General features: G+C 69.0%; 21 protein-coding genes. 13 read left to right on the forward strand and 8 right to left on the reverse strand.

The window, feature by feature from the left end; genetic code table 11:
• Positions 1-121: 121 nt before the first annotated feature.
• Positions 122-1,363 carry a FliC/FljB family flagellin gene (locus AC1DSC_RS15435; protein WP_369663429.1) on the reverse strand — a complete coding sequence of 414 codons (1,242 nt, stop codon included), beginning with the start codon at positions 1,361-1,363 and terminating at the stop codon, positions 122-124.
• Positions 1,364-1,529: 166 nt separating this feature from the next.
• Positions 1,530-1,847 (reverse strand): flagellar hook-basal body complex protein FliE, encoded by a 318-nt coding sequence (gene fliE, locus AC1DSC_RS15440; protein WP_369663430.1) that lies wholly within the window; start codon positions 1,845-1,847, stop codon positions 1,530-1,532.
• A gap of 292 nt (positions 1,848-2,139) precedes the next feature.
• Between fliE and fliF the strand changes: the two genes are divergently transcribed.
• The 13 genes from fliF to fliR all read left to right on the forward strand — a co-directional run bounded on the left by fliF (position 2,140) and on the right by fliR (position 13,215).
• Entirely contained in the window at positions 2,140-3,822 is a 1,683-nt protein-coding gene (gene fliF, locus AC1DSC_RS15445) for a flagellar basal-body MS-ring/collar protein FliF (protein ID WP_436287906.1), read from the forward strand.
• The gene (gene fliG / locus AC1DSC_RS15450; RefSeq protein ID WP_015866943.1) at positions 3,819-4,814 is read left to right on the forward strand and encodes a flagellar motor switch protein FliG; all 996 of its coding nucleotides are present in this window, start codon (positions 3,819-3,821) and stop codon (positions 4,812-4,814) included. The genes fliF and fliG overlap by 4 nt, the downstream gene beginning before the upstream one ends.
• Positions 4,801-5,514 (forward strand): flagellar assembly protein FliH, encoded by a 714-nt coding sequence (gene fliH / locus AC1DSC_RS15455; RefSeq protein ID WP_369663432.1) that lies wholly within the window; start codon positions 4,801-4,803, stop codon positions 5,512-5,514. The genes fliG and fliH overlap by 14 nt, the downstream gene beginning before the upstream one ends.
• 4 nt (positions 5,515-5,518) lie before the next feature.
• Positions 5,519-6,955 (forward strand): flagellar protein export ATPase FliI, encoded by a 1,437-nt coding sequence (fliI, locus tag AC1DSC_RS15460; RefSeq protein WP_015866945.1) that lies wholly within the window; start codon positions 5,519-5,521, stop codon positions 6,953-6,955.
• Positions 6,956-6,981: 26 nt separating this feature from the next.
• A complete protein-coding gene (fliJ, locus tag AC1DSC_RS15465; protein WP_015866946.1) occupies positions 6,982-7,437 on the forward strand; it encodes a flagellar export protein FliJ in 456 nt (151 codons plus the stop codon).
• A gap of 5 nt (positions 7,438-7,442) precedes the next feature.
• The gene (locus AC1DSC_RS15470) at positions 7,443-8,798 is read left to right on the forward strand and encodes a flagellar hook-length control protein FliK (protein ID WP_369663433.1); all 1,356 of its coding nucleotides are present in this window, start codon (positions 7,443-7,445) and stop codon (positions 8,796-8,798) included.
• A gap of 107 nt (positions 8,799-8,905) precedes the next feature.
• Positions 8,906-9,403 (forward strand): flagellar basal body-associated protein FliL, encoded by a 498-nt coding sequence (gene fliL, locus AC1DSC_RS15475; RefSeq protein WP_015866948.1) that lies wholly within the window; start codon positions 8,906-8,908, stop codon positions 9,401-9,403.
• Positions 9,404-9,424: 21 nt separating this feature from the next.
• On the forward strand, positions 9,425-10,426 hold the full coding sequence (gene fliM / locus AC1DSC_RS15480) for a flagellar motor switch protein FliM (RefSeq protein ID WP_015866949.1): 1,002 nt from the start codon (positions 9,425-9,427) through the stop codon (positions 10,424-10,426).
• Positions 10,419-10,889 (forward strand): flagellar motor switch protein FliN, encoded by a 471-nt coding sequence (gene fliN, locus AC1DSC_RS15485; RefSeq protein ID WP_369663434.1) that lies wholly within the window; start codon positions 10,419-10,421, stop codon positions 10,887-10,889. Before fliM ends, fliN begins: the two co-directional genes overlap by 8 nt.
• Positions 10,886-11,371 (forward strand): flagellar biosynthetic protein FliO, encoded by a 486-nt coding sequence (gene fliO, locus AC1DSC_RS15490; RefSeq protein ID WP_062365647.1) that lies wholly within the window; start codon positions 10,886-10,888, stop codon positions 11,369-11,371. The genes fliN and fliO overlap by 4 nt, the downstream gene beginning before the upstream one ends.
• 41 nt (positions 11,372-11,412) lie before the next feature.
• On the forward strand, positions 11,413-12,129 hold the full coding sequence (gene fliP / locus AC1DSC_RS15495; protein ID WP_369664505.1) for a flagellar type III secretion system pore protein FliP: 717 nt from the start codon (positions 11,413-11,415) through the stop codon (positions 12,127-12,129).
• Positions 12,130-12,138: 9 nt separating this feature from the next.
• Complete coding sequence (gene fliQ / locus AC1DSC_RS15500; RefSeq protein ID WP_015866953.1) at positions 12,139-12,408, forward strand: flagellar biosynthesis protein FliQ; 270 nt, start codon at positions 12,139-12,141, stop codon at positions 12,406-12,408.
• A gap of 12 nt (positions 12,409-12,420) precedes the next feature.
• Entirely contained in the window at positions 12,421-13,215 is a 795-nt protein-coding gene (gene fliR, locus AC1DSC_RS15505) for a flagellar biosynthetic protein FliR (RefSeq protein ID WP_369663435.1), read from the forward strand.
• A 19-nt stretch (positions 13,216-13,234) separates the two neighbouring features.
• Here fliR and flgL read toward each other — a convergent pair whose 3' ends face one another.
• The 6 genes from flgL to AC1DSC_RS15535 all read right to left on the reverse strand — a co-directional run.
• On the reverse strand, positions 13,235-14,446 hold the full coding sequence (flgL, locus tag AC1DSC_RS15510) for a flagellar hook-associated protein FlgL (protein WP_369663436.1): 1,212 nt from the start codon (positions 14,444-14,446) through the stop codon (positions 13,235-13,237).
• A gap of 40 nt (positions 14,447-14,486) precedes the next feature.
• Entirely contained in the window at positions 14,487-16,445 is a 1,959-nt protein-coding gene (gene flgK / locus AC1DSC_RS15515) for a flagellar hook-associated protein FlgK (RefSeq protein ID WP_369663437.1), read from the reverse strand.
• Positions 16,446-16,554: 109 nt separating this feature from the next.
• Complete coding sequence (locus AC1DSC_RS15520) at positions 16,555-18,105, reverse strand: methyl-accepting chemotaxis protein (RefSeq protein ID WP_018906367.1); 1,551 nt, start codon at positions 18,103-18,105, stop codon at positions 16,555-16,557.
• 38 nt (positions 18,106-18,143) lie between these two features.
• Positions 18,144-20,186 carry a methyl-accepting chemotaxis protein gene (locus AC1DSC_RS15525; RefSeq protein ID WP_369663438.1) on the reverse strand — a complete coding sequence of 681 codons (2,043 nt, stop codon included), beginning with the start codon at positions 20,184-20,186 and terminating at the stop codon, positions 18,144-18,146.
• Positions 20,187-20,208: 22 nt separating this feature from the next.
• Positions 20,209-21,948: a methyl-accepting chemotaxis protein gene (locus AC1DSC_RS15530; protein WP_369663439.1), complete on the reverse strand. Its 1,740-nt coding sequence runs from the start codon at positions 21,946-21,948 to the stop codon at positions 20,209-20,211.
• A gap of 21 nt (positions 21,949-21,969) precedes the next feature.
• On the reverse strand, positions 21,970-22,932 hold a 963-nt coding region (locus AC1DSC_RS15535), incomplete at its 5' end, for a methyl-accepting chemotaxis protein (protein ID WP_478131824.1).

Raw genomic sequence — 22,932 nt, forward strand, 5'->3', positions numbered from 1 at the left:
GCGGCGGCGGCTGTCAGGATTGCTTTCGCTGTCGTCTGCGGCCTGGCCGGAACCAGGCCGCAGGGAACAGCGCAGGCGGAGCCGGGCTTTCGCCCGGCGGCCTGCGCAATGCCTTTTCAGATCAGCGCAGGAGCGACAGCACGCCTTGCGTGGTCTGGTTCGCCTGGGCCAGCACCGAGGTACCGGCTTGCTGCAGGATCTGCGCACGGGTCATGTTCGACACTTCGGTTGCGTAGTCGGCGTCTTCGATGCGCGAGCGCGAGGACGACAGGTTGGTGATGGCGGTGCCCAGGTTGGAGATCACCGAGTCGAAACGGTTCTGCACCGCACCCAGCGAGCTGCGCAGGTCGTCGACTTGCTTGAGCGCTGCGTCGATGGCTTCGAGCGGGTTGGCGGTCGAGCCGGTCTGCAGGCTGGCGACCGAGACCTTCGAGGTGTCGAGCGCGAAGGCGGCCGTGCCAGCGGTCGTGGTCGTGTCGGCGGCTTGCGGGTCCAGCGCGACGTAGAAGCGTTGGGCCACGCCGTTTGCTGCGTCGGTGAATCCTTCGTTGTTCAGGGCCATCGCTTCCGCGGCGCTGGCAGGCGTGATGGTGACTTCCGCGTACCAGTTGCCAGCCTTGTCGCTCAGTGCGTTGGCACCGAAGGTCACGCTACCGGCAGCCACGCCCAGGCTGGTTGCCAGCGTGCCGCCGGTCTTTTCGGTCACAGCGGAGGTCGTGACGTTGGTCGTTGCGCCGTACACCTTCTGTGCGGCGGCGGCGTCCACGTCGGCCGAGGTGCCGACCATCGTGGCGGTGCCGTCGAAGCTCGCGCCGGTCTTGGCTTGCGGGCCGTTGACGTTGAAGCCTTGCATGCCGAGCGTCTTCGAGCTGATTTCCTTCAGGTCGATGTCGATGGTCTCGCCGTCGTTGGCGCCGACCTGCACGGTCAGCGGCTTGGCCGACGACGACAGGACCTTCACGCCGTTGAAGTCGGTCTGCTTGGACACGCGGTCGATTTCACCGAGGCGCAGCTTGATTTCGTCCTGGATGGATTGCAGGTCGCTGCCGGAGTTGCTGCCGTTGGCGGCTTGCACCGACAGTTCGCGAACGCGCTGCAGGTTGTTGTTCACTTCCTTGAGCGCGCCTTCCGTCGTCTGCGCCAGCGAGATGCCGTCGTTGGCATTGCGCGAGGCTTGCGTCAGGCCGCGGATGTTGGCCGTGAAGCGGTTCGCAATGGCCTGGCCGGCGGCGTCGTCCTTGGCGCTGTTGATGCGCAGGCCGGAGGACAGGCGCTGGATCGCCGTGTTCAACGACGATTGCGACGCGTTGAGGTTGTTCTGCGTGAGCAGGGAAAGGCTGTTGGTGTTGATGACTTGCGCCATGTTCGACTCCTGATAGACAAAGGTTGTGGACTCCGGCCCTCAGGCCGCAACGCTGGACCCGCTCCCACTGTGAGACTCAAGCCATCGTTGGTTTAGTTATCGGCAGGGCTTTTCAAACATTTAGAGTCCGGCGCAAAAAAAGATGCGCGCCCCACAACCTCGGCGCTCAGGCGGGCAGGTTCATCACTTCCTGGTAGGCCGCCACCAGCCGGTTGCGCACCTGCAGCCCGGTCTGGAAAGCCACGTTGGCCTTCTGCAGGTCGACCATCACGTCGTTCAGCGCCACGCCGGGCTTGCCCATTTCGAAGTCCTCGGCCTGGCCGTAGGCCTTGGTCTGCGCGGTGCTGATGCTGTCGAGCGAGCGGCGCAGCTCGGCCGCGAAGGCCCCGGGCTGGGCCGCCTCGGCGGCGGGTTGCGCAATGCCGCTCTGGAGCGCGGTGGCGCGCATCTGCTGCAGGACGGATTCGATGGCGGTGATCGACATGGAGAGCTCTCTCTGGATGGGTTGGATCTGGATATGAAGAGGGAGGCCCAGGGCCTTCCCGCGTGTTTTCAGCGTAGCAGGCGAAGCCCCGGCGACATGCGCCCAACTGACGGCAAAACCCGCAGTTGTTCGACCAATCGAATATGGCCCGGCTGCTGAGAATCAACGCCGAACCCATAGCTCGCTGACGACACCACGGCCCCCTCGGCATGACCCCAGAACATCGAAGCCTCCAGCCCCTCGACATGATCCCGCGCCGCCCCGTGCACCTGGCCGCGGCGGAGCCTGCGCAATGAGTTCGGCGGCCCCCGCGGGCACCGGCCCGGCGCCCTCGCCCGCCTCCGGCCTTGCCGAGCGCCTGCGCACCCAGCCGAAGCTGCCGCTGATCGTCGGCGCGGCCGCCATTGCCGCGGCCGCCGCGGCGTTCCTGCTGTGGAGCCGCGCGCCCGACTACGGCGTGCTCTACACCAACGTGACGGACCGCGACGGCGGCGCCATCATCGCGTCGCTGCAGCAGATGAACGTGCCCTACAAGTTCGCCGAAGGCGGCGGCGCGATCCTGGTGGCGCGCGACAGGGTGCCCGAAGTGCGCCTGAAGCTCGCGTCGCAGGGCCTGCCCAAGGGCGGCGGGGTCGGCTTCGAGCTGATGGACAACCAGAAGTTCGGCACCAGCAACTTCGCCGAACAGGTCAACTACCAGCGCGGGCTCGAAGGCGAGCTGGCGCGCTCGGTCGAATCGATCGGCTCGGTGGAATCGGCGCGCATCCACCTGGCGCTGCCCAAGCCTTCGCTCTTCGTGCGCGACCAGAAGAAGCCCTCGGCCTCCGTGATCCTGACGCTGCACCGCGGCCGCAGCATCGACGAGGGCCAGGTCAGCGCCATCGTGCACATGGTCTCCAGCAGCGTGCCCGACCTGGACGCCAAGAGCGTGACGGTGGTCGACCAGCACGGCAACCTGCTGTCGGCCGCCAATGCCGGCGCCCGCGGGCTGGACGTGAGCCAGCTCAAGTACGCGCAGGAAATCGAGCAGGGCTACATCCGCCGCATCGAGGCGATCCTGCAGCCCCTCGTGGGCGCGAGCAACGTGCGCGCGCAGGTGGCGGCCGAGATCGACTTTTCCGTGGTCGAGCGCACCGAGGAAAGCTACAAGCCGAACCAGGACCCGCGCGCCGCAGCCATCCGCAGCCAGCAGTCCAGCGAGTCGATGCAGCAGGGCGCCACGCCGCCGGGCGGCGTGCCGGGCGCGCTGTCGAACCAGCCGCCGCAGACGCCGAGCGCGCCGATCACCGCGCCGCCGAACGCCGCGGCAGCTGCGCCGAAGGCCGCGGCAACCGCCACGGCAGCCAGCACGGCACCGGGCAGCTCGCGCAAGGACGTGACGACCAACTACGAGCTCGACCGTTCGATCCGCCATGTGCAGCAGGGCGCGGGCGGCGTGAGGCGGCTGTCGGTGGCCGTGGTGGTGAACCACCGCGACACCGCGGACAGCGCCGGCAAGCCGGGCCAGCGCGCGCTCACGCCGGCCGAGATCGAGCAGATCCGCAACCTGGTCAAGGAAGCGATGGGCTTCAGCCAGGAGCGCGGCGACTCGCTCAACGTGGTCAACAGCGCCTTCGCCCGCGAAGGCGGCGACGCAGAAGCCGGGCCCGCGCTGCCGTTCTGGCGCGACCCCGCCAACCTCGGACTCGCCATGACCATCGCGCAGTACCTGCTGGTGGCTGGCCTCGCGCTGTTCGCCTGGTTCGCGGTGCTGCGGCCGCTGCTGCGCAAGCACCTCGCGCCGCCCGCCGCCGCGGTGCCCGAAGCGGCGCCGGCCGCCCCTGGCGCGGCCGACGACGACGGAACGGCCGCGCAGAACAACGCGCGGCTGCGCGAGATCGAGCGCCAGAAGGCCGATCTCGACTACGCACACCAGACCGCCGACCAGGACCCGCGCCTGGTCGCCACGCTGATCAAGCATTGGATGAATTCATGAGCGACGCAGGCACCCGGAAGAGCGCAATCTTGCTGATGTCGTTGGGCGAGGACCGCGCCGCGGCCACGCTGCACCACCTGCCGGCCACCGAGGTGCAGGCACTGGGCGTGGCCATGGCGCGGCTGAGCCAGGTCTCCAAGGACGAGCTCGCGGCCGTGCTGGCCGAGTTCCGCATGGAGACCGAGCAGCTGTCCGCGCTGCACCTGGGCTCGGGCAGCTACATCCGCGCCGTGCTGCGCAAGGCGCTGGGCGACGACCGCGCGAGCAACCTGCTCGAGGACATCCTGCAACCCGACGAGCCGCACGGCGGCATCGAGCGGCTCAACGACCTGGAAGCCGGCGAGGTGGTGGAGCTGGTGCGCGACGAGCATCCGCAGATCCTGGCCACGCTGCTGGTCCACCTGGACCGCAAGAAGGCCTCCGAGGTGCTCGAACGGCTGCCCGAGCGCCTGCGCCACGACGTGATCCTGCGCGTGGCCACCTTCGGCGGCGTGCAGCCGGCCGCGCTGGCCGAGCTGACCGACGTGCTCACCGAGATGCTCTCGGGCGAAGGCCTCAAGCGCAGCCGCCTGGGCGGCGCGCGCACCGCGGCCGAGATCGTCAACCTGATGAACAGCGCGCAGGAGGAAGAGGCCATTGCCCACGTGCGCGCCCATGACGAGGCGCTGGCCCAGCGCATCGTCGAGGAGATGTTCGTGTTCGAGAACCTGCTCGACCTGGAGGACCGCTACATCCAGCGCCTGCTCAAGGACATCGAGTCCGATTCGCTCATCGTCGCGCTCAAGGGCTCGGCGCCCGAGCTGCGCGAGAAATTCCTCAAGAACATGTCGCAGCGCGCCGCCGAGACGCTGCGCGAGGACATCGAGCTGCGCGGCCCGGTGCGCGTGTCGCAGGTCGAGACCGAGCAGAAGGCGATCCTGCAGGTCGTGCGCCGCCTGGCCGATGCCGGCGAGATCGTCGTAGCCGCGCCTGGTACCGATGATTTCGTCTGACGCCTTTCCTGCCGCCGCGCGTCCGCGCCTGTCCGCCTGGCAGCGCTGGGAGATGGGCGCGATCGACGCGGACGCGCTCGCGGCGCGCAGCGCCAGCATCGAAGTGCCCGCAGCGCCGCGCGTCGACCCGGCCGCGCTGGCACGCGAGGCCGAGCTCGAACGCCTGCGGCTGGAAGCGCGCGCCACCGGCGAGGCCGAAGGCCGCCGCGAGGGCTGGGCGCAAGGCCATGCCGAGGGGCGCGCCGAAGGCCTGGCGGCCGGCTTGGCCGCGGCCAGCGCGCATGCCGAGCAGTTGCGCGCGCTGGCCGCCTCGCTGCCGGCCGCGCTGCGCAGCGCCGAGAGCGAGCTGGCCGATGCCATCCTGGCGCTTTCGCTCGACGTCGCGCGCCAGGTGATCCACCGCACCCTGCGCGTCGAGCCCGAATGGGTTCTTGCGCTGGTGCAGGACCTGCTGCACACCGAACCCGCGCTGCAGGGCGAACCGCGCCTGCTGCTGCATCCCGACGACCTGGCGCTGGTGAAGAACAGCCTCGGCGGCGAATTGCAAGCCGCGGGCTGGCAGTTGCGCGCCGACGACGCCCTGGCCCGTGGCGGCTGCCGCGTGCGCTCCGCGAGCGGCGAGATGGACGCCTCGCTCGAGACCCGCTGGAAGCGCGTGGCCGGCGCCTTCTCGCGCGATGCCGAACCCGATGGAGCCTGAAGCCATGCAAGCCACCGCCAACACCGCCGCGCCCGGCGCCGTCAACCCGCACCTCAAGTCCTGGCTCGGCACGCTCGCGCAGGCCCGCGGCGAGGTCGGCCTGTGCGCAACCATCGCCACCTCGGGCCGCCTGACGCGCGCCGTCGGCCTGGTGCTGGAGGCCGTGGGCCTGCAGCTGCCGGTCGGCAGCGACTGCCTGATCGAATTGCCGCCCGGCTATCCGCAGCGCCATGCCGAGGCCGAAGTGGTCGGCTTTGCCGGCGACCGCCTGTTCCTGATGCCGCAAAGCGAAGTGGCCGGCCTGCTGCCGGGTGCGCGCGTGTTTGCGCGGCCCGGTCCTGCGCAGTTTGCGGGCGGCGCTTCCGGCGATGCCCACACCAAGCGGCTGCCGGTGGGCGAAGGCATGCTGGGCCGCGTGGTCGATGCCGCCGGCCGGCCGCTCGACGGGCTCGGCCCGCTCGACGTGAGCCGCCGGGTGCCGCTGGGCGCGCCGCCGATCAATCCGCTCGCGCGCGCGCCGATCGATTCGGTGCTCGACGTGGGCGTGCGCGCCATCAACGCCATGCTCACCGTGGGCCGCGGCCAGCGCATGGGCCTGTTCGCGGGCTCGGGCGTCGGCAAGAGCGTGCTGCTGGGCATGATGGCGCGCTACACCAGCGCCGAGGTGATCGTGGTCGGCCTCATCGGCGAACGCGGCCGCGAGGTCAAGGACTTCATCGAGAACACGCTGGGCGAGGAAGGCCTGGCGCGCTCGGTGGTGGTGGCCGCGCCGGCCGACAACTCGCCGCTGCTGCGGCTGCAAGGTGCGGCCTATGCCACCTGCCTGGCCGAGTACTTCCGCGACCAGGGCCGCGACGTGCTGCTGATCATGGATTCGCTCACGCGCTATGCGATGGCGCAGCGCGAGATCGCGCTGGCCGTGGGCGAGCCGCCCGCCACCAAGGGCTACCCGCCTTCGGTGTTCGCCAAGCTGCCCGCGCTGGTGGAGCGCGCCGGCAACGGCGCGCGCGACGCCAACGGCCGCGGCGGCTCGATCACGGCCTTCTACACCGTGCTGTCCGAAGGGGACGACCAGCAGGACCCGATCGCCGATTCGGCCCGCGCCATCCTCGACGGCCACGTGGTGCTGTCGCGCACGCTGGCCGAGGCCGGCCACTACCCGGCGATCGACATCGAGGCCTCCATCAGCCGCGCGATGACGGCGCTGATCGAGCCCTCGCAGTTCGACACCGTGCGCCGCTTCAAGCAAGCGCTCTCGCGCTACCAGCGCAACCGCGACCTGATCAGCGTCGGCGCCTATGCGGCCGGCCACGACCCGCAGCTCGACCAGGCCATTGCGCTCTATCCGCGCATCGAGGCCTTCCTGCAGCAATCGATGCACGAGCGCTGCGACTACGCCGCCTCGATCGAGCGCATGGGCAGCCTCTTCGAATCCGCCTGATCCATTTCCCTTCCACAGGAGTTGCCATGCCGCACAAGCTTCCGCTCGACACGCTCACCGACCTCGCCCGCACACGGACCGACGATGCGGCGCGCCAGCTCGGCCTGCTGCAGAACGCGCAGGTCAGCGCCCACCAGAAGCTGGAGCTGCTGCTGCAGTACCGCCAGGACTACAGCGACCAGCTGCAGGTGCTGATGGAGAACGGCCTGCCCTCGGCCCAGTGGCACAACTACCGCAATTTCCTCGGCACGCTCGACGGCGCCATCCAGCAGCAGCAGGCCATCGCCGCACAGGCGGCCAGCCGGCTCGACCATGGCCGCAGCGAATGGCAGCAGCACAAGCGGCGCCTGAACTCCTTCGACGCGCTGGCCGAACGCGCACGGCGGCAGGAACTCGTGGTCGGCGCGCGGCGCGAGCAGCGCGACAGCGACGAGCGCACGGCACGCAAGTTCTTCGACCGCGCCTCCCAACCGACACCCTGACGCACATGCCTTCCCCCATCGCCCCTTCCTTCAGCCCGAACGCGGCTGCCTCCGCGGCTTCTTCCACCGCCGCCGGTGCACGCGGCCGCAACGCCGAGGAACCCGGCGGCCGCAGCTTCGACGCGGCGCTGGCCCGCTCGCGCAACGCAGGCGCAGCGCAGGCGCCCGAAGAGGCCGAATCGTCCGCACTGGCAACCACGCACCGCCGAAAGGCCTCGCGCGCCGGCGACCGCAAGGACGAGCTTCCCGCCGAGTTGCTGCCGATGTCTTTTTTTGCGCCGCTGGTGGCGCCGCCAGCTGCCGCTACTGCTGCACTTGCAGCCGGTGCGTCCGCCGCCGCCTCGGTGCCCGATGGCGTCCAGGCCGTGGTGCCGGGCGATGCGCCGGCCGACACGCTGGCTGGAGAGACCTCGGACGCTGCGGCAGGCCAGACGGCCGTCGCGGCGGATGCCGAAGGCGAAAGCACTGCGCAGGCGAAGCCGGCAGACGGTGCACAGCAGGCCGCGGCCCCGGACACCGCGCAGCCGGCGGAGGCACGCGCCGCCATGCAGGCCGCAGCCGCTGTGCCGCCGCCGGCCGCCGCGGGCACGGCCCCAGCCGCGATCCCGGCTGCCGATGCTGCAGCGCCCGACGCCGCCGCCACCACCGCGGCTTCCGCAGCAGCAGCCACCGACCCCCGCGGCGCCTCCACCGCCTCCCTCTCCGCCGATGCCGACACCGACTCGGCACCGGCCACCGCCATGATCTCCGCCGACAAGACCGCCGACCTGGCCGCCGCATCCGACGCGGCGCCCACTTCCACCAGCGTGGCCACCGCGATGCCGTTCACGCCGGCCGCGGCCGCTGCCGCGCGCACGAACGTGCCGCCGGCTTCGCCGCACACGCCCATCCTCAGCGTGGAGCCGTCCGTCGGCTCGGCCGCCTGGGGCAAGGCCATCGGCCACCAGGTGCTGCGCATGACCGCGGCGGGCTACCAGGTGGCCGAGCTGAACCTCAACCCGGCCGGCCTCGGCCCGCTCAAGGTCACGCTCACCATGGGCGACAACCAGGCGCAGGCGATGTTCACCTCGGCCCACGAGAGCGTGCGCAAGGCGCTCGAGGTGGCCTTGCCGCAATTGCGCACCAGCCTTGCCGACCACGGCATCAGCCTGGGCCAGGCCTCGGTCGGCGCGGAATCGCATCCCTTCGCCGGCCAGGGCGGCGCCTTCGGCCAGCCGCCCCCGCAGCAGGGGTCGCAGCGGCAGGCCGACTACCCGGGCGCGAGCCGCGTGCCAGCCATTGCCACCACCGAGCCGCTGCGCAGCATGCCGGCGCCCGCCGCGCTTCGCCGGCCCAGTGCCGGCGTCGACACCTTCGCATGAGACGGTGAACGCGGGATCTGAGGCCTTTTCCCGCGCTTGATCAGCCCTTCGCCTGCCAGCCACCTGGCAAAGAATAGTCCGAAACCGATTCGCTTCGCAGCACCCTTATGGCTACCAGTCCTCCTGTCGCACTCGCCCCCGTTCCCCCTTCCCCCGCACGTCCATCGAAGCTGTGGATCGTGCTCCTGATCGTCGCGCTGGTTGGCGCGCTGGCCGCTGCCGGCGGCTACTTCCTGCTGCGCCAGCGCGCACCGGCCGAGCCTGCCGCAGCCGCCGCGCCGGTGCCGGAGAAGCCGATCTTCGTGACGCTGGAGCCGCTCACCGTCAACGTGCAGTCCGAAGGCCGCGGCCGCTTCCTGCACGTGGGCGTGGCCCTCAAGGTGCATGACGAGCAGGCCAAGGCGCGCATCGTCGAATTCATGCCCGAGATCCGCAGCCGGGTGCTGCTGCTGCTGTCGAACCGCCCGCCCGAGTCGCTGGTGACGACCGCCGACAAGGCCCGCCTGGCCGAGGAGATCCGCGTCGAGTTGAGCCGCCCGCTGGGCGCCGGCCTGCCGCCGCAGGAGATCGCCAGCGTGTCCTTCAACACCTTCGTGGTGCAGTAACCCTTTCCGGACCGCCGATCCATGGCCTACGAACAAGTGCTCTCCCAGGACGAGGTCGACGCGCTGCTGCAGGGCGTCACCGGCGGCGCGCCCGAGCAGAGCGACGGCGCCGCCGCCCGCGCGGACGGCCTGCCGGTGTACGACCTGGGTGCGCCCGACCGCGTGGTGCGCAGCCGCATGCACACGCTCGAAGTCATCAACGAGCGCTTTGCCCGCCACCTGCGCAGCTCGCTGCTGAACTTCATGCGCCGCAGCCCCGACATCTCGGTCGGGCCGGTGCACATCCAGCAGTACGGCGAGTTCGTGCGCCACCTGCCGGTGCCGGCCAACATCAACATGCTGCACATGAAGCCGCTGCGCGGCACGGCGCTGTTCGTGTTCGATCCGAAGCTGGTGTTCCTGGTGGTGGACAACCTGTTCGGCAGCGACGGGCGCTACCACGTGCGCGTCGAGGGGCGCGACTTCACACGCACCGAGCAGCGCATCATCAAGCGCCTCCTGAACCTCACGCTGCAGTGCTATGCCGACGCCTGGCAGCCGGTGTTCCCGCTGAGCTTCGACTACGTGCGCGCCGAGATGCACGGCAAGCTCGCCAACATCGTCGCGCCCAACGAGGTGGTGATCAACACCACGCTGCAGATCGAGTTCGGCCCGGTGGGCGGCTTCCTGCACGTGTGCATTCCCTATTCGATGATCGAGCCGATCCGCGACCTGCTGTCCAACCCGGTGCAGGACGAGATCGAGGTCGACAAGCGCTGGGTGCGCCAGATGTCCCAGCAGATGCAGAGCGCCGACGTGGAGCTCAGCGCCGAATTCATCACGCTGCCCTCGACCATTGGCGAGGTGCTCAAGCTGCAGGTGGGCGACGTGCTGCCCATCGAGCTTCCCACGTCGATCACCGCGCGCGTGGACGGCATTCCGGTCATGGAATGCGGCTACGGCGTGTCGAACGAGCGCTATGCCCTGCGCGTGCTGCAGATGATCTCCCACCAAGACAGCGATCCGAAGAACGACCATGACTGACAACACCCCATCCACCAGCGATGCGGACGACTGGGCCAGCGCGCTGGCCGAGCAGACCGCGGCCTCCGCGCCCGCGCCCGCCTTCGCCCCCCCTGCCGCCCCGCCGGCAATCGCTCCCGCTCCCGCACCGGCTGCTGCTCCCGCGGGCAGCCGCGTGTTCCAGCCGCTGCAGGCCATGGCGACCGGCGCCGGCTCGCCGGTGGACGTGGAGCGCATCCTCGACGTGCCGGTGCAGCTCACGGCCGAGCTCGGCCGCACGCGCATCACCATCAAGAGCCTGCTGCAACTTTCGCAGGGCTCGGTGGTCGAGCTCGACGGCCTGGCCGGCCAGCCGCTGGACGTGCTGATCAACGGCTACCTGATCGCGCAGGGCGAAGTGGTGGTGGTCAACGAGAAGTACGGCATCCGCCTGACCGACATCGTCACCCCCTCCGAGCGCATGCAGAAGCTCGGCCGGTCATGAGCCTCTTCGCCCGCCGGCTGCGGCAGGCCGCGGCTTCGTTCGCGGCCGCGGCCTGCGTTGCCGCCCACGCCGCGCTGCCGACCGTGCCCTCGCCCGTGGAGGCCGCCGCGCCGGCCGTGGGCGCCTCCAGCCTGCTGCAGGCCGGCTTCGGCATGTTCACGGTGCTGGGCCTGATCTTCCTGTGCGCCTGGGCCGCGCGCCGCTTCGGCCTGCAGCGCCTGGGCGGCGGCCAGTCGGTGAAGGTGGTCTCCAGCACCATGGTCGGCCAGCGCGAGCGCGTGGTGGTGGTCGAGGTCGGCGGCACCTGGCTGGTGCTGGGCGTTGCGGCCGGCCGCGTCAATGCGCTGCATTCACTGCCGGCACAGGTTCTGCCCGCGGCGCCGCCGGCCAGCGCCATGCCCGACGCCCGCCTGGCCGGCGCGGCGGGCCTGTTCGCCCAGAAGCTGCGCGACTCGCTCGGCCTTCAGCGGCCCCACCCATGATGCGCATCGCCCGCCAACGAAGCCTTGCCGGCTTCGCGCTGATGCTGCTCGCCCTCGCGCTGCCGATGGCGGCGTCGGCTCAGGGCCTGCCCGGCCTCACCAGCACGCCCGGGCCGGGCGGCAGCCAGACCTGGTCGCTCAGCGTGCAGACGCTGGTGATGCTGACCTCGCTCAGCTTCCTGCCGGCGCTGCTGCTGAGCATGACGAGCTTCACGCGCATCCTCATCGTGCTGGGCCTGCTGCGCACGGCCATCGGCACGCAGTCGTCGCCGCCCAACCAGATCCTGGTGGGCCTGTCGCTGTTCCTGACCTTCTTCGTGATGGCGCCGGTGTTCGACAAGGTCCACGACGAGGCCTACAAGCCTTTTTCCGAGAACAAGATCACGGCCGAGAAGGCGCTCGAGAAAGGCATTGCGCCCTTCAAGTCCTTCATGCTGAAGCAGACGCGCGAGAACGACCTGGCCCTGTTCGCCAGGCTCGCGAAGACGCCCGACATGCAGGGCCCAGAAGAAGTGCCGCTGCGCATCCTGCTGCCTTCGTTCGTGATCAGCGAGCTGAAGACCGCGTTCCAGATCGGCTTCACCATCTTCATTCCGTTCCTCATCATCGACCTGGTGGTGGCCAGCGTGCTGATGTCGATGGGCATGATGATGGTGCCGCCCGCCTCCATCGCGCTGCCCTTCAAGCTGATGCTGTTCGTCATGGCCGATGGCTGGCAGCTGCTGATCGGCGCACTGGCCCAGAGCTTTTATCTTTAGAGGCGCGCAATGACACCCGAATCCGTCATGTCCCTGGGCAGCCAGGCCATCCACGTCTCGCTGCTGCTGGGCGCGCCGATGCTGCTGGTGGCGCTGGTCGTGGGCCTGGTCATCAGCATCTTCCAGGCTGCGACGCAGATCAACGAAGCCACGCTGTCCTTCATTCCCAAGCTGCTGGCGGTGTTCGCGGTGCTGGTGCTGGCCGGCCCCTGGATGCTGGCGCAGATGCTCGACTACATCCGCACGCTGTTCTCGAGCATCCCGCAGCTGGTCGCCTGAGCGCGCGCCGACATGCCCGCCATCTTCTCCGTCACCTCGGCGGAGCTGACCGCCTGGCTGACGGCCTTCCTGTGGCCCTTCGTCCGCATGCTGGCGCTGGTGAGCACCGCGCCGGTGTTCGGCGAGCCCGGCGTCGCGCGCCAGACCAAGGTGGCCATTGCCGCGCTGCTGGCGGTGGCCATCGCGCCCACGCTCGGGCCGATGCCCGCGGTGCCGGTGGTCTCCGCGGGTGGCGTGTGGATCATCGTGCAGCAGGTGCTCATCGGCGGCGCCATCGGCTTCACGATGCGCATGGTGTTTGCCGCCGTGCTGGCGGCGGGCGAGTACATCGGCCTGCAGATGGGCCTGTCGTTCGCGTCCTTCTTCGACCCCATGGCCGGCGGCGCCACCATGGTGGTCGCGCGGCTCATGCACATGCTGGCCATTCTTCTTTTCCTGGCGGTGGACGGCCACCTGCTGATGCTGGCCGCGCTGGCCGACAGCTTCCACACGCTGCCCATTGCCGATGCGCCGCTGGCGGCGCAGGGCTGGATGCTGCTGGTGTCCGGCGGCGGCCGCATCTTCGCCAACGGGTTGATGCTGGCGCTGCCGCTGGTGACCGCGCTGCTCACGCTCAACCTTGCGATGGGCATCCTGAACCGCGCATCGCCGCAGTTCAGCATCTTTGCGGTGGGCTTTCCGCTCACGCTGCTGGCGGGCATCGGCATGCTGCAGCTGCTGATGCCGCAGCTCGGCGCCTTCCTGGAGCCGCGCTTTGCCGCCGCGCTGTCTTCGCTGCCGCAGCTGATGCAGGCGCTGCGGCCCTGAGCCGCACGCCCCTTCCCATTCACAGGTAGTTGAACAGCGCGATGCTGTGCAGCCGCGCGAAGGTCTGCTGGGTGGCCTGGAGCGAGGTCTGGCGCTGCAGGAATTCCGAGATGGCGCTGGCCGGGTCCAGGTCCACCAGTTCCGAGAGGTAGGCCTTGTCGGTCAGGCCGCGCGAGGCACCGCTGGTGTCGAGCGCGTCGATCTCGTTCATGCGCGAGCCGATCGACGACATCACGGTGAGCACGTTGTCGTGCGCGTTGGTGATCTTGACATTGAAGGTGCTGAGCGCGTTGAGCAGGTCGGCCTTCGCCGAATCGCCATTGCCGGCGAGCGGCTGCCTGAGCGCGGTGACCAGTTCGCCGATGGCGGCGAACACGTCGGTGCCCGCATTGCGCGCGGTGGCCACCTGGAAGGTGTCGCCATCGGCCGGCGCGCCGCTCATGGTGATCTGCAGGCCGCCGAACGAGATGGCGGCGCCCGGCACGTAGGCGCCCGATGCGGCCACCACAGGCGGCGTCTCCTGCGTGGCCACCGTGTAGTTGCCGCCGCTGAAGCTGATGACGAAGTCCTTGCCGTAGTTGGCCGCACCCGCGTCGGTCACGCCCACGGCGCCGAAGACGCCGGAGCCGGTGTTGGCCGCGCCCGCCGAGCTCACGTAGCCCGCGCCGCCCTGCACCGACTGGAACACGCTGCGCCCGTCGTCCGTGGTGGACATCTGGCGCGACACGTCGACCTGCATCAGCCGCTGGCCCTGGTCGCCCATGTACTGGATGCCGCCGGCGGCGCCGGCCACGAAGGGCTGGCTCCCGCTCTTGAAGCCGGCGAACAGGAACTGGCCGTTGCCGTCGTCGGCATTGGCCACGTTCACGAGCTGGTCCAGGTTGCCCTGCAGCGTGGTGGCCAGCGAGGCGCGGTCCGCATCCGACAGCGTGCCGTTGCCCGCCTGCACCGCGAGCGTCTTCATGTTCTGCATGATCGAGGTGACCGACTTCAGCGCGGTCTCTTCCTGCGAGAGCGAGAGCATCGCGCGGCTGCGGCTGGTGGCGTACTGCGCCGACTCCGCCATCGACTGGCTCACGCCCAGCGCGCGCGCGGCGGCCACCGGATCGTCGGCAGCCGTCAGGAACTTGGTGCCCGCAGCGAGCTGCTGCTGGATGCGGAACAGCTGCTGCTGCTGCGAACCGAGCGAGTTCATGCTCTGGGCGTAGAAGGATTGGGTGCTGATGCGCATCGCGGCTCCTGAAGATCTTCTTTGGAAAAATGCGGCCGGCTCAGCCGCGAATGCCCAGAATCGCGTCGAACATGGTCGACGCGGTCTGGATCACCTTGGCATTGGCCTGGTACATCTGCTGGTACATCAGCAGGTTGGCGGTTTCCTCGTCCTGGTTCACGCCCGAGATCGAATCGCGGCTCGCGCGGATCTGGCCCGTCACGCCTTCCTGCGTGGCCGAGGCCACGCGGATTTCCATGGCGCGGTTGCCCACCTCGCTCACCAGCTTGGCGAAGGCGCCGTTGAAGGTGGAGGTGCCGCCGTCCATCGCGGTCTTGCGCTGCAGCGCGCCAAGACGCAGCGCGTTGCTGCCGTCGGACACGCCGCCGGCGTTCTTGCCGATGGTGAAGGTGTCGCCATCGGCAGGCGCGCCGCTGAGCTTGACCTCGATGCCGTCGAAGCGGATGGAAGCGCCCGCGGTGTAGGGCACGGCCGTACCGGCGGCATAGCTGGTCGATGTGCCGTCGGCCAGCGTCACCGTCACGGCGGAGGTCGCTGGAAAGCCCGTCAGCGTGTTGGCCGCGGCGTCGTAGCCGAGCGTGACCGTGCCGGCCAGCGGCGTGGCCAGGTAGGCCGAATCGACCACGGCCGGGCTCAGCGCGCCGGTGCCCTTGTTGCCGACCGCCTTGCCCGTGGCCAGCGGCGACGCGGCGGCCACCTTAGCGGTGTCGCGCACCAGCACGTCCATGTCGCGCGCGCCGGTGCGCGTCGGCTGCACCAGGAAGGAATCGCCCGCCTGCGCGGTGCCGCTGGCCACCGCGAGGCTCACGCCGTCGAAGCTGGCGGGGAAGCTGGTGAAGTCGCCCATCGGCTGCTTGTCCGACAGCCGCGTGACGCTGTAGGTGAGCGTGCCAGCCACGTCCTTCACCTGCACCGAATAGTCGCTGGTCGTGAGCTGCGAGGTGTCGGCCACGCTGGCACCGAGCACCATGTCGCCCCCGTTGCGCGCATTGGAAAACACGCCCGCCGTGGCTTGCGAGAAGAAGTCGGTGCCCAGCACGCCGTTCAGGTCGACGCCCAGCTTGTGCTGCTCGTTGAACTCGCTGCCCAGCGCCATGGCCAGGCGGCCGACGGCGTTCTGCGTGGGGGTGAGCGTCTCGGCGCGGAAGGCCAGCAGGCCGCCCAGCGATCCGCCAGCAATCACGTCGTCGTTGAGTTCGGACACCGTGCCGGTGAGCCCGACCAGCGCCACCGCCTTGCGCGTGGGATCGGCGGCGGACGACACCGCCTGCAGCTGCGCGGCCCGGTCGCCCAGCACCAGCGTCTGGCCGTTGCCGATGAAGACGTTGTACTGGCCGCTGTCCTGCTCCAGCACCTTCACGCCCACGATCTTGCCGAGCTCGCTCACCAGCTGGTCGCGCTGGTCCATCAGGTCGTTGGGCGGCTGGCCGCCGGCCATGGCGCTGAGCTGGCTGATCTGCTGGTTCAGGCTCGCGATCTGCTTGGCATAGGTGTTGATCTGCCCGGTGCTGCCTTCGATCTGGTCGTTGACCGAACCGTTCAGGTCGGTGAGGTACTGGTCGGTGGCGCGGAACTTGTTGGCCAGCGTCTGCGCCGCGCTGATGAGCTGCTGGCGCGCCGCCGGATCGGCCGGCGTGTTGGCCACGCCCTGCACGCTGGCAAAGAAGCTCTGCATCAGCGGCGTGAGGCCCGCGGTCTTGTCGGCCAGCAGCGAGTCGATGCGGTTGATCTGCGATCCGTAGCTCGCGAGCGCCGCGCCCGCGGCCTCGGCGCCGTTGAGCTGGGCCGTGAGATAGCCGTCGTAGCTGCGCTGCACCGTAGTGACGCGCGCGCCGTTCCCGATGAACCCCGCACCGGTCGTCGTGCCGCCGTTGGACGAGACCAGCGCGGTCTGCCGGCTGTAGCCGGCGGTGTACACGTTGGCCGTGTTGTGGGCCGTCGTCATGAGCGCGGATCGCGCGACGCTCAGGCCGGACAGGCCCGTTTGGAACATCGACATGAGGCTTTACCTGTAAAACGTTTTCTTGTTGGCACCGGGCATCGCTTGCGATGCCTGCTTCCTGTCTATCGGCAGGCGGCGCGGAAAATGAAGTGCCCGGTGGAACATTTCAGGCGGCGCGCCGGAACACGCTGACCGACTCGACCAGGCTCGCGGCCTGCTCCTGCATCGACTGCGCCGCAGCGGCGGCTTCTTCCACCAGCGCCGCGTTCTGCTGCGTCACCTGGTCCATTTGCGCAATCGCCTGGTTCACCTGCTCGATGCCGGTGCTCTGTTCCTGGCTTGCTGCGGTGATCTCGCCCATGATGTCGGTCACGCGTTTCACGCTGTCGACGATCTCGTCCATCGTGCGGCCCGCCTCGGCCACTTGGCGGCTGCCGGCCTCGACCTTGTCGACCGAGTCGTCGATCAGGCCCTTGATTTCTTTTGCCGCTGCACCTGAGCGCTGGGCGAGGTTGCGCACTTCGGAGGCCACCACTGCAAAGCCTCGGCCTTGTTCACCGGCACGTGCCGCTTCCACGGCCGCATTCAGAGCCAGGATGTTGGTCTGGAACGCAATGCCATCGATCACGCCGATGATGTCGACGATCTTCTTGGACGACGCATTGATCGACGCCATGGTGTCGACCACCTGGCCCACCACCCCGCCGCCTTTCACGGCCACTTCAGAGGCCGAGAGCGCCAGCTGGTTGGCCTGCCGTGCGTTGTCGGCGTTCTGCTTGACGGTGCTCGTGAGCTCTTCCATCGAGGCCGCCGTCTGCTCGAGCGAACTGGCCTGTTCCTCGGTGCGCGCCGAGAGGTCCCGGTTGCCCGCCGCGATCTGGCCCGATGCGGTCGCGATGGTGTCGGTGCCCTGGCGTACTTCGCCGACCACCCTGGCCAGGCTCTCGTTCATGTGCTTCAGCGCCTGCATGAGCTGGCCGGTCTCGTCGCGCGAGTCGGCTTCGATCACCGAGCCGAGATCGCCGCTCGCCACGGTTTCGGCCACCTTCACCGCGCGGCCCAGCGGCTGCGTGACGCTGCGCGCGATCAGGAAGGCGCAGGCCGCGCCGATCACCAGCGTGAGCACCGTGAGCACGATGCGCAGGTTGAAGCCTCGCTCGTTGGCCGCGTCGATTGCATGGCTCATGTCGTCGATCGCCTTGCGCTCGAGCGCCAGCAGTTCGAGCACCCGGCTTTCATAGGCCTTGGCGGCCGGCTGGAAGATGTTCTTGAAAACCGCCTCCGCTTCGCCCGGGGTGCCGCTGGCCTTGGCTTTTTGCACCGCGTCCTTGGCGGCCTGGTACTTGGCCCGCAGCTCGACGATGGACTTGAAGGTCGACTTCTCGACGTCGGTCACCAGCAGGGCCTCGACCTTGGCCATGGTCTCGCCGCCCTTCTTGACGCTGTCGGAGATGACGTCGGCAAAGGTGACGGGAAGCGTCTCGTCGGTGGTGCGGGCAATCATCGCGGTGCGCGCGATGGCCGAGTAGGTCAGCACGTACCAGTCGGAGATGAGCCGCTCCTTCGCGAGCGGGCTCTGCATCATCTGGCGCGTGGCCTCGGCATTGCTTCGGGCGGTCACCAGGGCGAAGGCGGCCGAGACCAGGGTCAGCGCGAGAACCAGGCCGAAGCCGATGGCCAGGCGCGTTCCGATGCGCATGTTGGAAAGGAAGTTCATCTTTGAATACCGAATGGGAGTGAAGGAGGCGCGCGGCCTCAGATGGGCGCCACCTCGGGCGCGTGGTAATGGACAGGGCTGGTTTGGCGCAGGGCGGTTGCGGGCTGGCGCGGCGGGCCGTCCAGCTTGAACACGCTCACGGCCTGCACGAGGCTCGCGGCCTGCTCCTGCATCGACTGCGCCGCGGCGGCGGCTTCTTCCACCAGCGCCGCGTTCTGCTGCGTCACCTGGTCCATCTGGGCAATGGCCTGGTTCACCTGCTCGATGCCGGTGCTCTGCTCCTGGCTCGCGGCCGTGATCTCTCCGATGATGTCGGTCACGCGTTTCACGCTGCCCACGATCTCGGCCATGGTCTTGCCGGCCTCGCCCACGAGGGCGCTGCCCATGTCGACCTTGCCGACGGAGTCGTCGATCAGGCCCTTGATTTCCTTGGCGGCGGCGCCTGAGCGCTGGGCGAGGTTGCGGACTTCGGAAGCGACCACTGCGAAGCCTCTTCCCTGCTCACCGGCACGTGCCGCTTCCACTGCCGCATTCAGCGCGAGGATGTTGGTCTGGAACGCGATGCCATCGATCACGCCGATGATGTCGACGATCTTCTTCGAGGACGCATTGATCGAGGCCATGGTGTCGACCACCTGCCCCACCACATTGCCGCCCTTCACTGCCACTTCGGAGGCCGAGAGCGCGAGCTGATTGGCCTGACGCGCGTTGTCCGCGTTCTGCTTCACCGTGGAGGTCAGTTCTTCCATCGAGGCCGCGGTCTGTTCGAGCGAGCTGGCCTGCTCCTCGGTGCGCGACGAAAGGTCCTGGTTGCCCGCCGCGATCTCGCCCGAAGCCGTGGCGATCGCATCGGTGCCCTGGCGCACGCCGCCCACCACCTTGGCAAGGCCGCCGCGCATCGATTCGACGGCTCGCGTGATCACGCCGATCTCGTCGCGGCGGTCGGACGACAGCGGCCGTGACAGGTCGCCCTGGCCGATGGCCTGCACATGCTCGCTCAGTACGCGAAGCGGCCGCACCATGCGCCGGATGAAGACGATCAGCCCCGCGCCCAGCAGCAGCGCGGCCAGCGCCATGATGCCGCCGAGCAGGCGCATCTCGCGGTAGAGATCGGCCATCACTTCCGAGGCGGGCATCTCCGCCACGACCAGCCAGCCGGTCGCATCGCTCCTGCTCACGGACGCGTAGCGCTGCCCCGGCTGCACCGGCTGCAGCACCGCGGGTGCATCCTCGATCCACGCGGCGTCCTCGCCCTTCAAACGTGCGAGCCACCCGGCCGGATCCGCGCCCTGCACAACCTCGGACAGCTTCTTGCCGGCCGCCGACGGATGGAACACGAGCGTGGCAGCGGCAGGGTCTGCGCCCGGGTTGACGATGTAGAGCCCGCCCGTGTCGAAGATCCGGCTCTGGCCCACCGCTTCGCCGAAGGAAGCCTGCTGCTGCGAGATGTCCAGGCCGATGTAGAGCACGGCGACGACCTGGTCCGCGGCGTCGCGCACCGGCTCGTAGACCGTCATGAAGGGGCGCCCGAACAGCATGACGCGGCCGATGAATTTCTTGCCCGAGCGCAGCACCGGATACGCTGCGCTCTTGCGGTCGAGCAGCGTTCCGATGGCGCGCTCGCCGTTCTCCTTCTTGACCGAGGTCGTGATGCGGCGGAAGTCTTCGCCCTGCGCCACGAACACCGTGGCGTTGGCGCCGGGAAAATCCCGCGCGAAGGCATCCACCTCGCTCGTGCTCGCGCCATTGATCTGCGTGCCGTAGCTGCTCACGATGCCTTGGGCCGCATCTTCGACAACGAAAGTGGCCGCGAACTGGCGCCGGAAGACGCCGTACGCGTTCTCCGCGGTCAGCTGCATGGTGCGGTCGAAGATGTCGAGCGACCGCGCAATCGCTTCGGCCTTGGCATTGGCGTATTGCGCGGCGCTGCGCTGCTGCTGTGCAGAGCCGATCGCATAGAACGCCGCGAGCAGCAGCCCCGTCACCAGAAGAATGGCAAGGGCGGCCCTGACGGTGAGCGCGCGCGCCAGCGAGACGAAGGGGCGCGTTGGCTGGGACGGGTCCGTGGCTGCGGCTTTCATCAGAGTTCTCTCCTGTGGGTGTCTAGAACTCGGTCCAATCGCCCGTGGCACCTGCGGCACCCGCAGCGCCGCCGGCCAGGGTCAGCGGCGTGGCGGAGGCCATCGCTTCCTTCTTGCGCGGCTTCGCGAGCGGCCGGGCCGGCGCCTCGGGCGTGCGCGGTGCTTGCGCATGCAGGGTTGGGGCCGCGCCCTCGAGCCTGAACACGCTCACGGCTTCCACCAGGCTCGCGGCCTGCTCCTGCATCGACTGCGCCGCAGCCGCCGCCTCTTCCACCAGCGCCGCGTTCTGCTGCGTCACCTGGTCCATCTGCGCGATGGCCTGGTTCACCTGCTCGATGCCGGTACTCTGTTCCTGGCTTGCGGCCGTGATCTCTCCGATGATGTCGGTCACGCGTTTCACGCTGCCCACGATCTCGGCCATGGTCTTGCCGGCTTCGCCCACGAGGGCACTGCCCATGTCGACCTTGCCGACGGAGTCGTCGATCAGGCCCTTGATTTCCTTGGCGGCGGCGCCCGAGCGCTGCGCGAGGTTGCGCACTTCGGAGGCGACGACCGCAAACCCTCTTCCCTGCTCGCCGGCACGCGCCGCTTCCACGGCTGCGTTCAATGCCAGGATGTTGGTCTGGAACGCAATGCCGTCGATCACGCCGATGATGTCGACGATCTTCTTCGAGGACGCATTGATCGAGGCCATGGTGTCGACCACCTGGCCCACGACATTGCCGCCCTTGACGGCCACTTCGGAGGCCGAGAGCGCCAATTGATTGGCCTGGCGCGCGTTGTCGGCGTTCTGCTTGACGGTGCTCGTGAGCTCTTCCATCGACGCCGCCGTCTGCTCCAGCGAACTGGCCTGCTCCTCGGTGCGCGAAGAAAGATCCTGGTTGCCCGCGGCAATCTCTCCCGAGGCGGTCGCGATCGCATCGCTGGAACTCTTGATCCGCACCACGACCTCGGTCAGCTGGTCCTGCATGCGCTTGATCGAGAACAAGAGGCTGCCGGCGCGGGCCGAGCGGGCCTGCACGCTTTCGCTCAGGTCGCCGTTCGCGATGCGGCCGACCACATCGGCGGCGTAGCCGGGCTCGCCGCCCAACTGCCGCGCCAGGAGCCGTGCCACCACCACGCCGAGCCCCACGCTGATGGCGATGCCGGCCAGCGCCATCAGCACCATCAGCAGGCGCGAGGTCTTGAAGGTGCGTGCGGCGTCTTCCATGCTGTCCTTGGCCTGCTGGTCGCTGTAGGCCACCATGCGCTGGAGCACTTTCTCCAGCGCGCGCGACTCCTTGAGCAGCTGCTCGCTCTCCTGCGGCACGCTGCCTTCGAACTGCGAGCTGTCCAGCGACTGCTTGGCGATCAGGTCGGCAAAATCGGCCAGGTGCTTTCGCAGCGGCGGCATCAGGCGCTGGTACTGCTCGCTGAGTTCGCGGCCTTCGGGCGTCTCCTCGAGCAGGGGCTTGACCTCGGCCACGTTCGATTCGAGCGCCCTCACGGCGTTCTTCAGTTCCGTGAAGCCGGTGTTGCGCTCGCCCTTGGTGCCGGCCGACAGCAGGCCCATCTGGGCGCGGCTCGCGTCGAGCAGCTGGATGTTGGCCGCCTGCACGGCCTTGATCGCGCGCAGGTCATGGCTGTAGAGGTCTTCAGTCGAGGCGTTGATGCGCCCCATCTGAATGATGCCGATCCCGCTCACCGCGGCACCCACCGCCGCGACCACGAGAAAGCTGAGCACCAGCCTGACGGCGACGCGAAGCTGCTGGAACCATTTCATTTTTCTTTTTCCTGGGGTGCGTTAGAACTCGGTCCAGTCGCCCGGCGCGGCAGCCTGGGCCGCGGCGAGCCTTGGAGCGGAACGGGTGCCGGCTGCGCGGCGGGCCGCCGCCGGCCGGGCGGGCGCCTTCAGCGCGGGCACCGCCTTGCGCGGCGGCAGCGCCGGCTGCACCCGGGCCTGCATCTGCACGAGCGGGCGCGGTGCGTTGTCGCTGTCCAGCTTGAACACGCTGACCGACTCGACCAGGCTCGCGGCCTGCTCCTGCATCGACTGCGCCGCGGCCGCCGCCTCTTCGACCAGCGCCGCGTTCTGCTGCGTGACCTGGTCCATCTGTGCAATGGCCTGGTTCACCTGCTCGATGCCGGTGCTCTGTTCCTGGCTGGCCGCCGTGATCTCGCCCATGATGTCGGTCACGCGCTTGACGCTGTCGACGATCTCGTCCATCGTGCGGCCCGCCTCGGCCACCTGGCGGCTGCCGGCCTCGACCTTGTCCACCGAGTCGTCGATCAGGCCCTTGATTTCCTTGGCGGCTGCACCTGAACGCTGGGCCAGGTTGCGCACTTCGGAGGCGACGACTGCGAAGCCTCTTCCCTGCTCGCCGGCTCTTGCGGCTTCGACAGCAGCATTGAGCGCCAGGATGTTGGTCTGGAACGCGATGCCGTCGATCACGCCGATGATGTCGACGATCTTCTTGGACGAGCTGTTGATCGAGCCCATGGTGTCCACCACCTGGCTGACCACGCCGCCGCCGCGCACCGCCACTTCAGAGGCGGAAACCGCCAGCTGGTTGGCCTGGCGTGCGTTGTCCGCGTTCTGCTTGACGGTGCTCGTGAGCTCTTCCATCGAGGCCGCCGTCTGCTCGAGCGAACTGGCCTGCTCCTCGGTGCGCGAAGACAGGTCCTGGTTGCCCGCCGCAATCTGTCCCGAAGCCGTCGCGATCGCATCGGTGCCGTGGCGCACTTCGCCCACCACCTTGGCCAGGCT

The sequence above is a fragment of the Variovorax sp. 01N425 genome, from assembly GCF_056399465.1.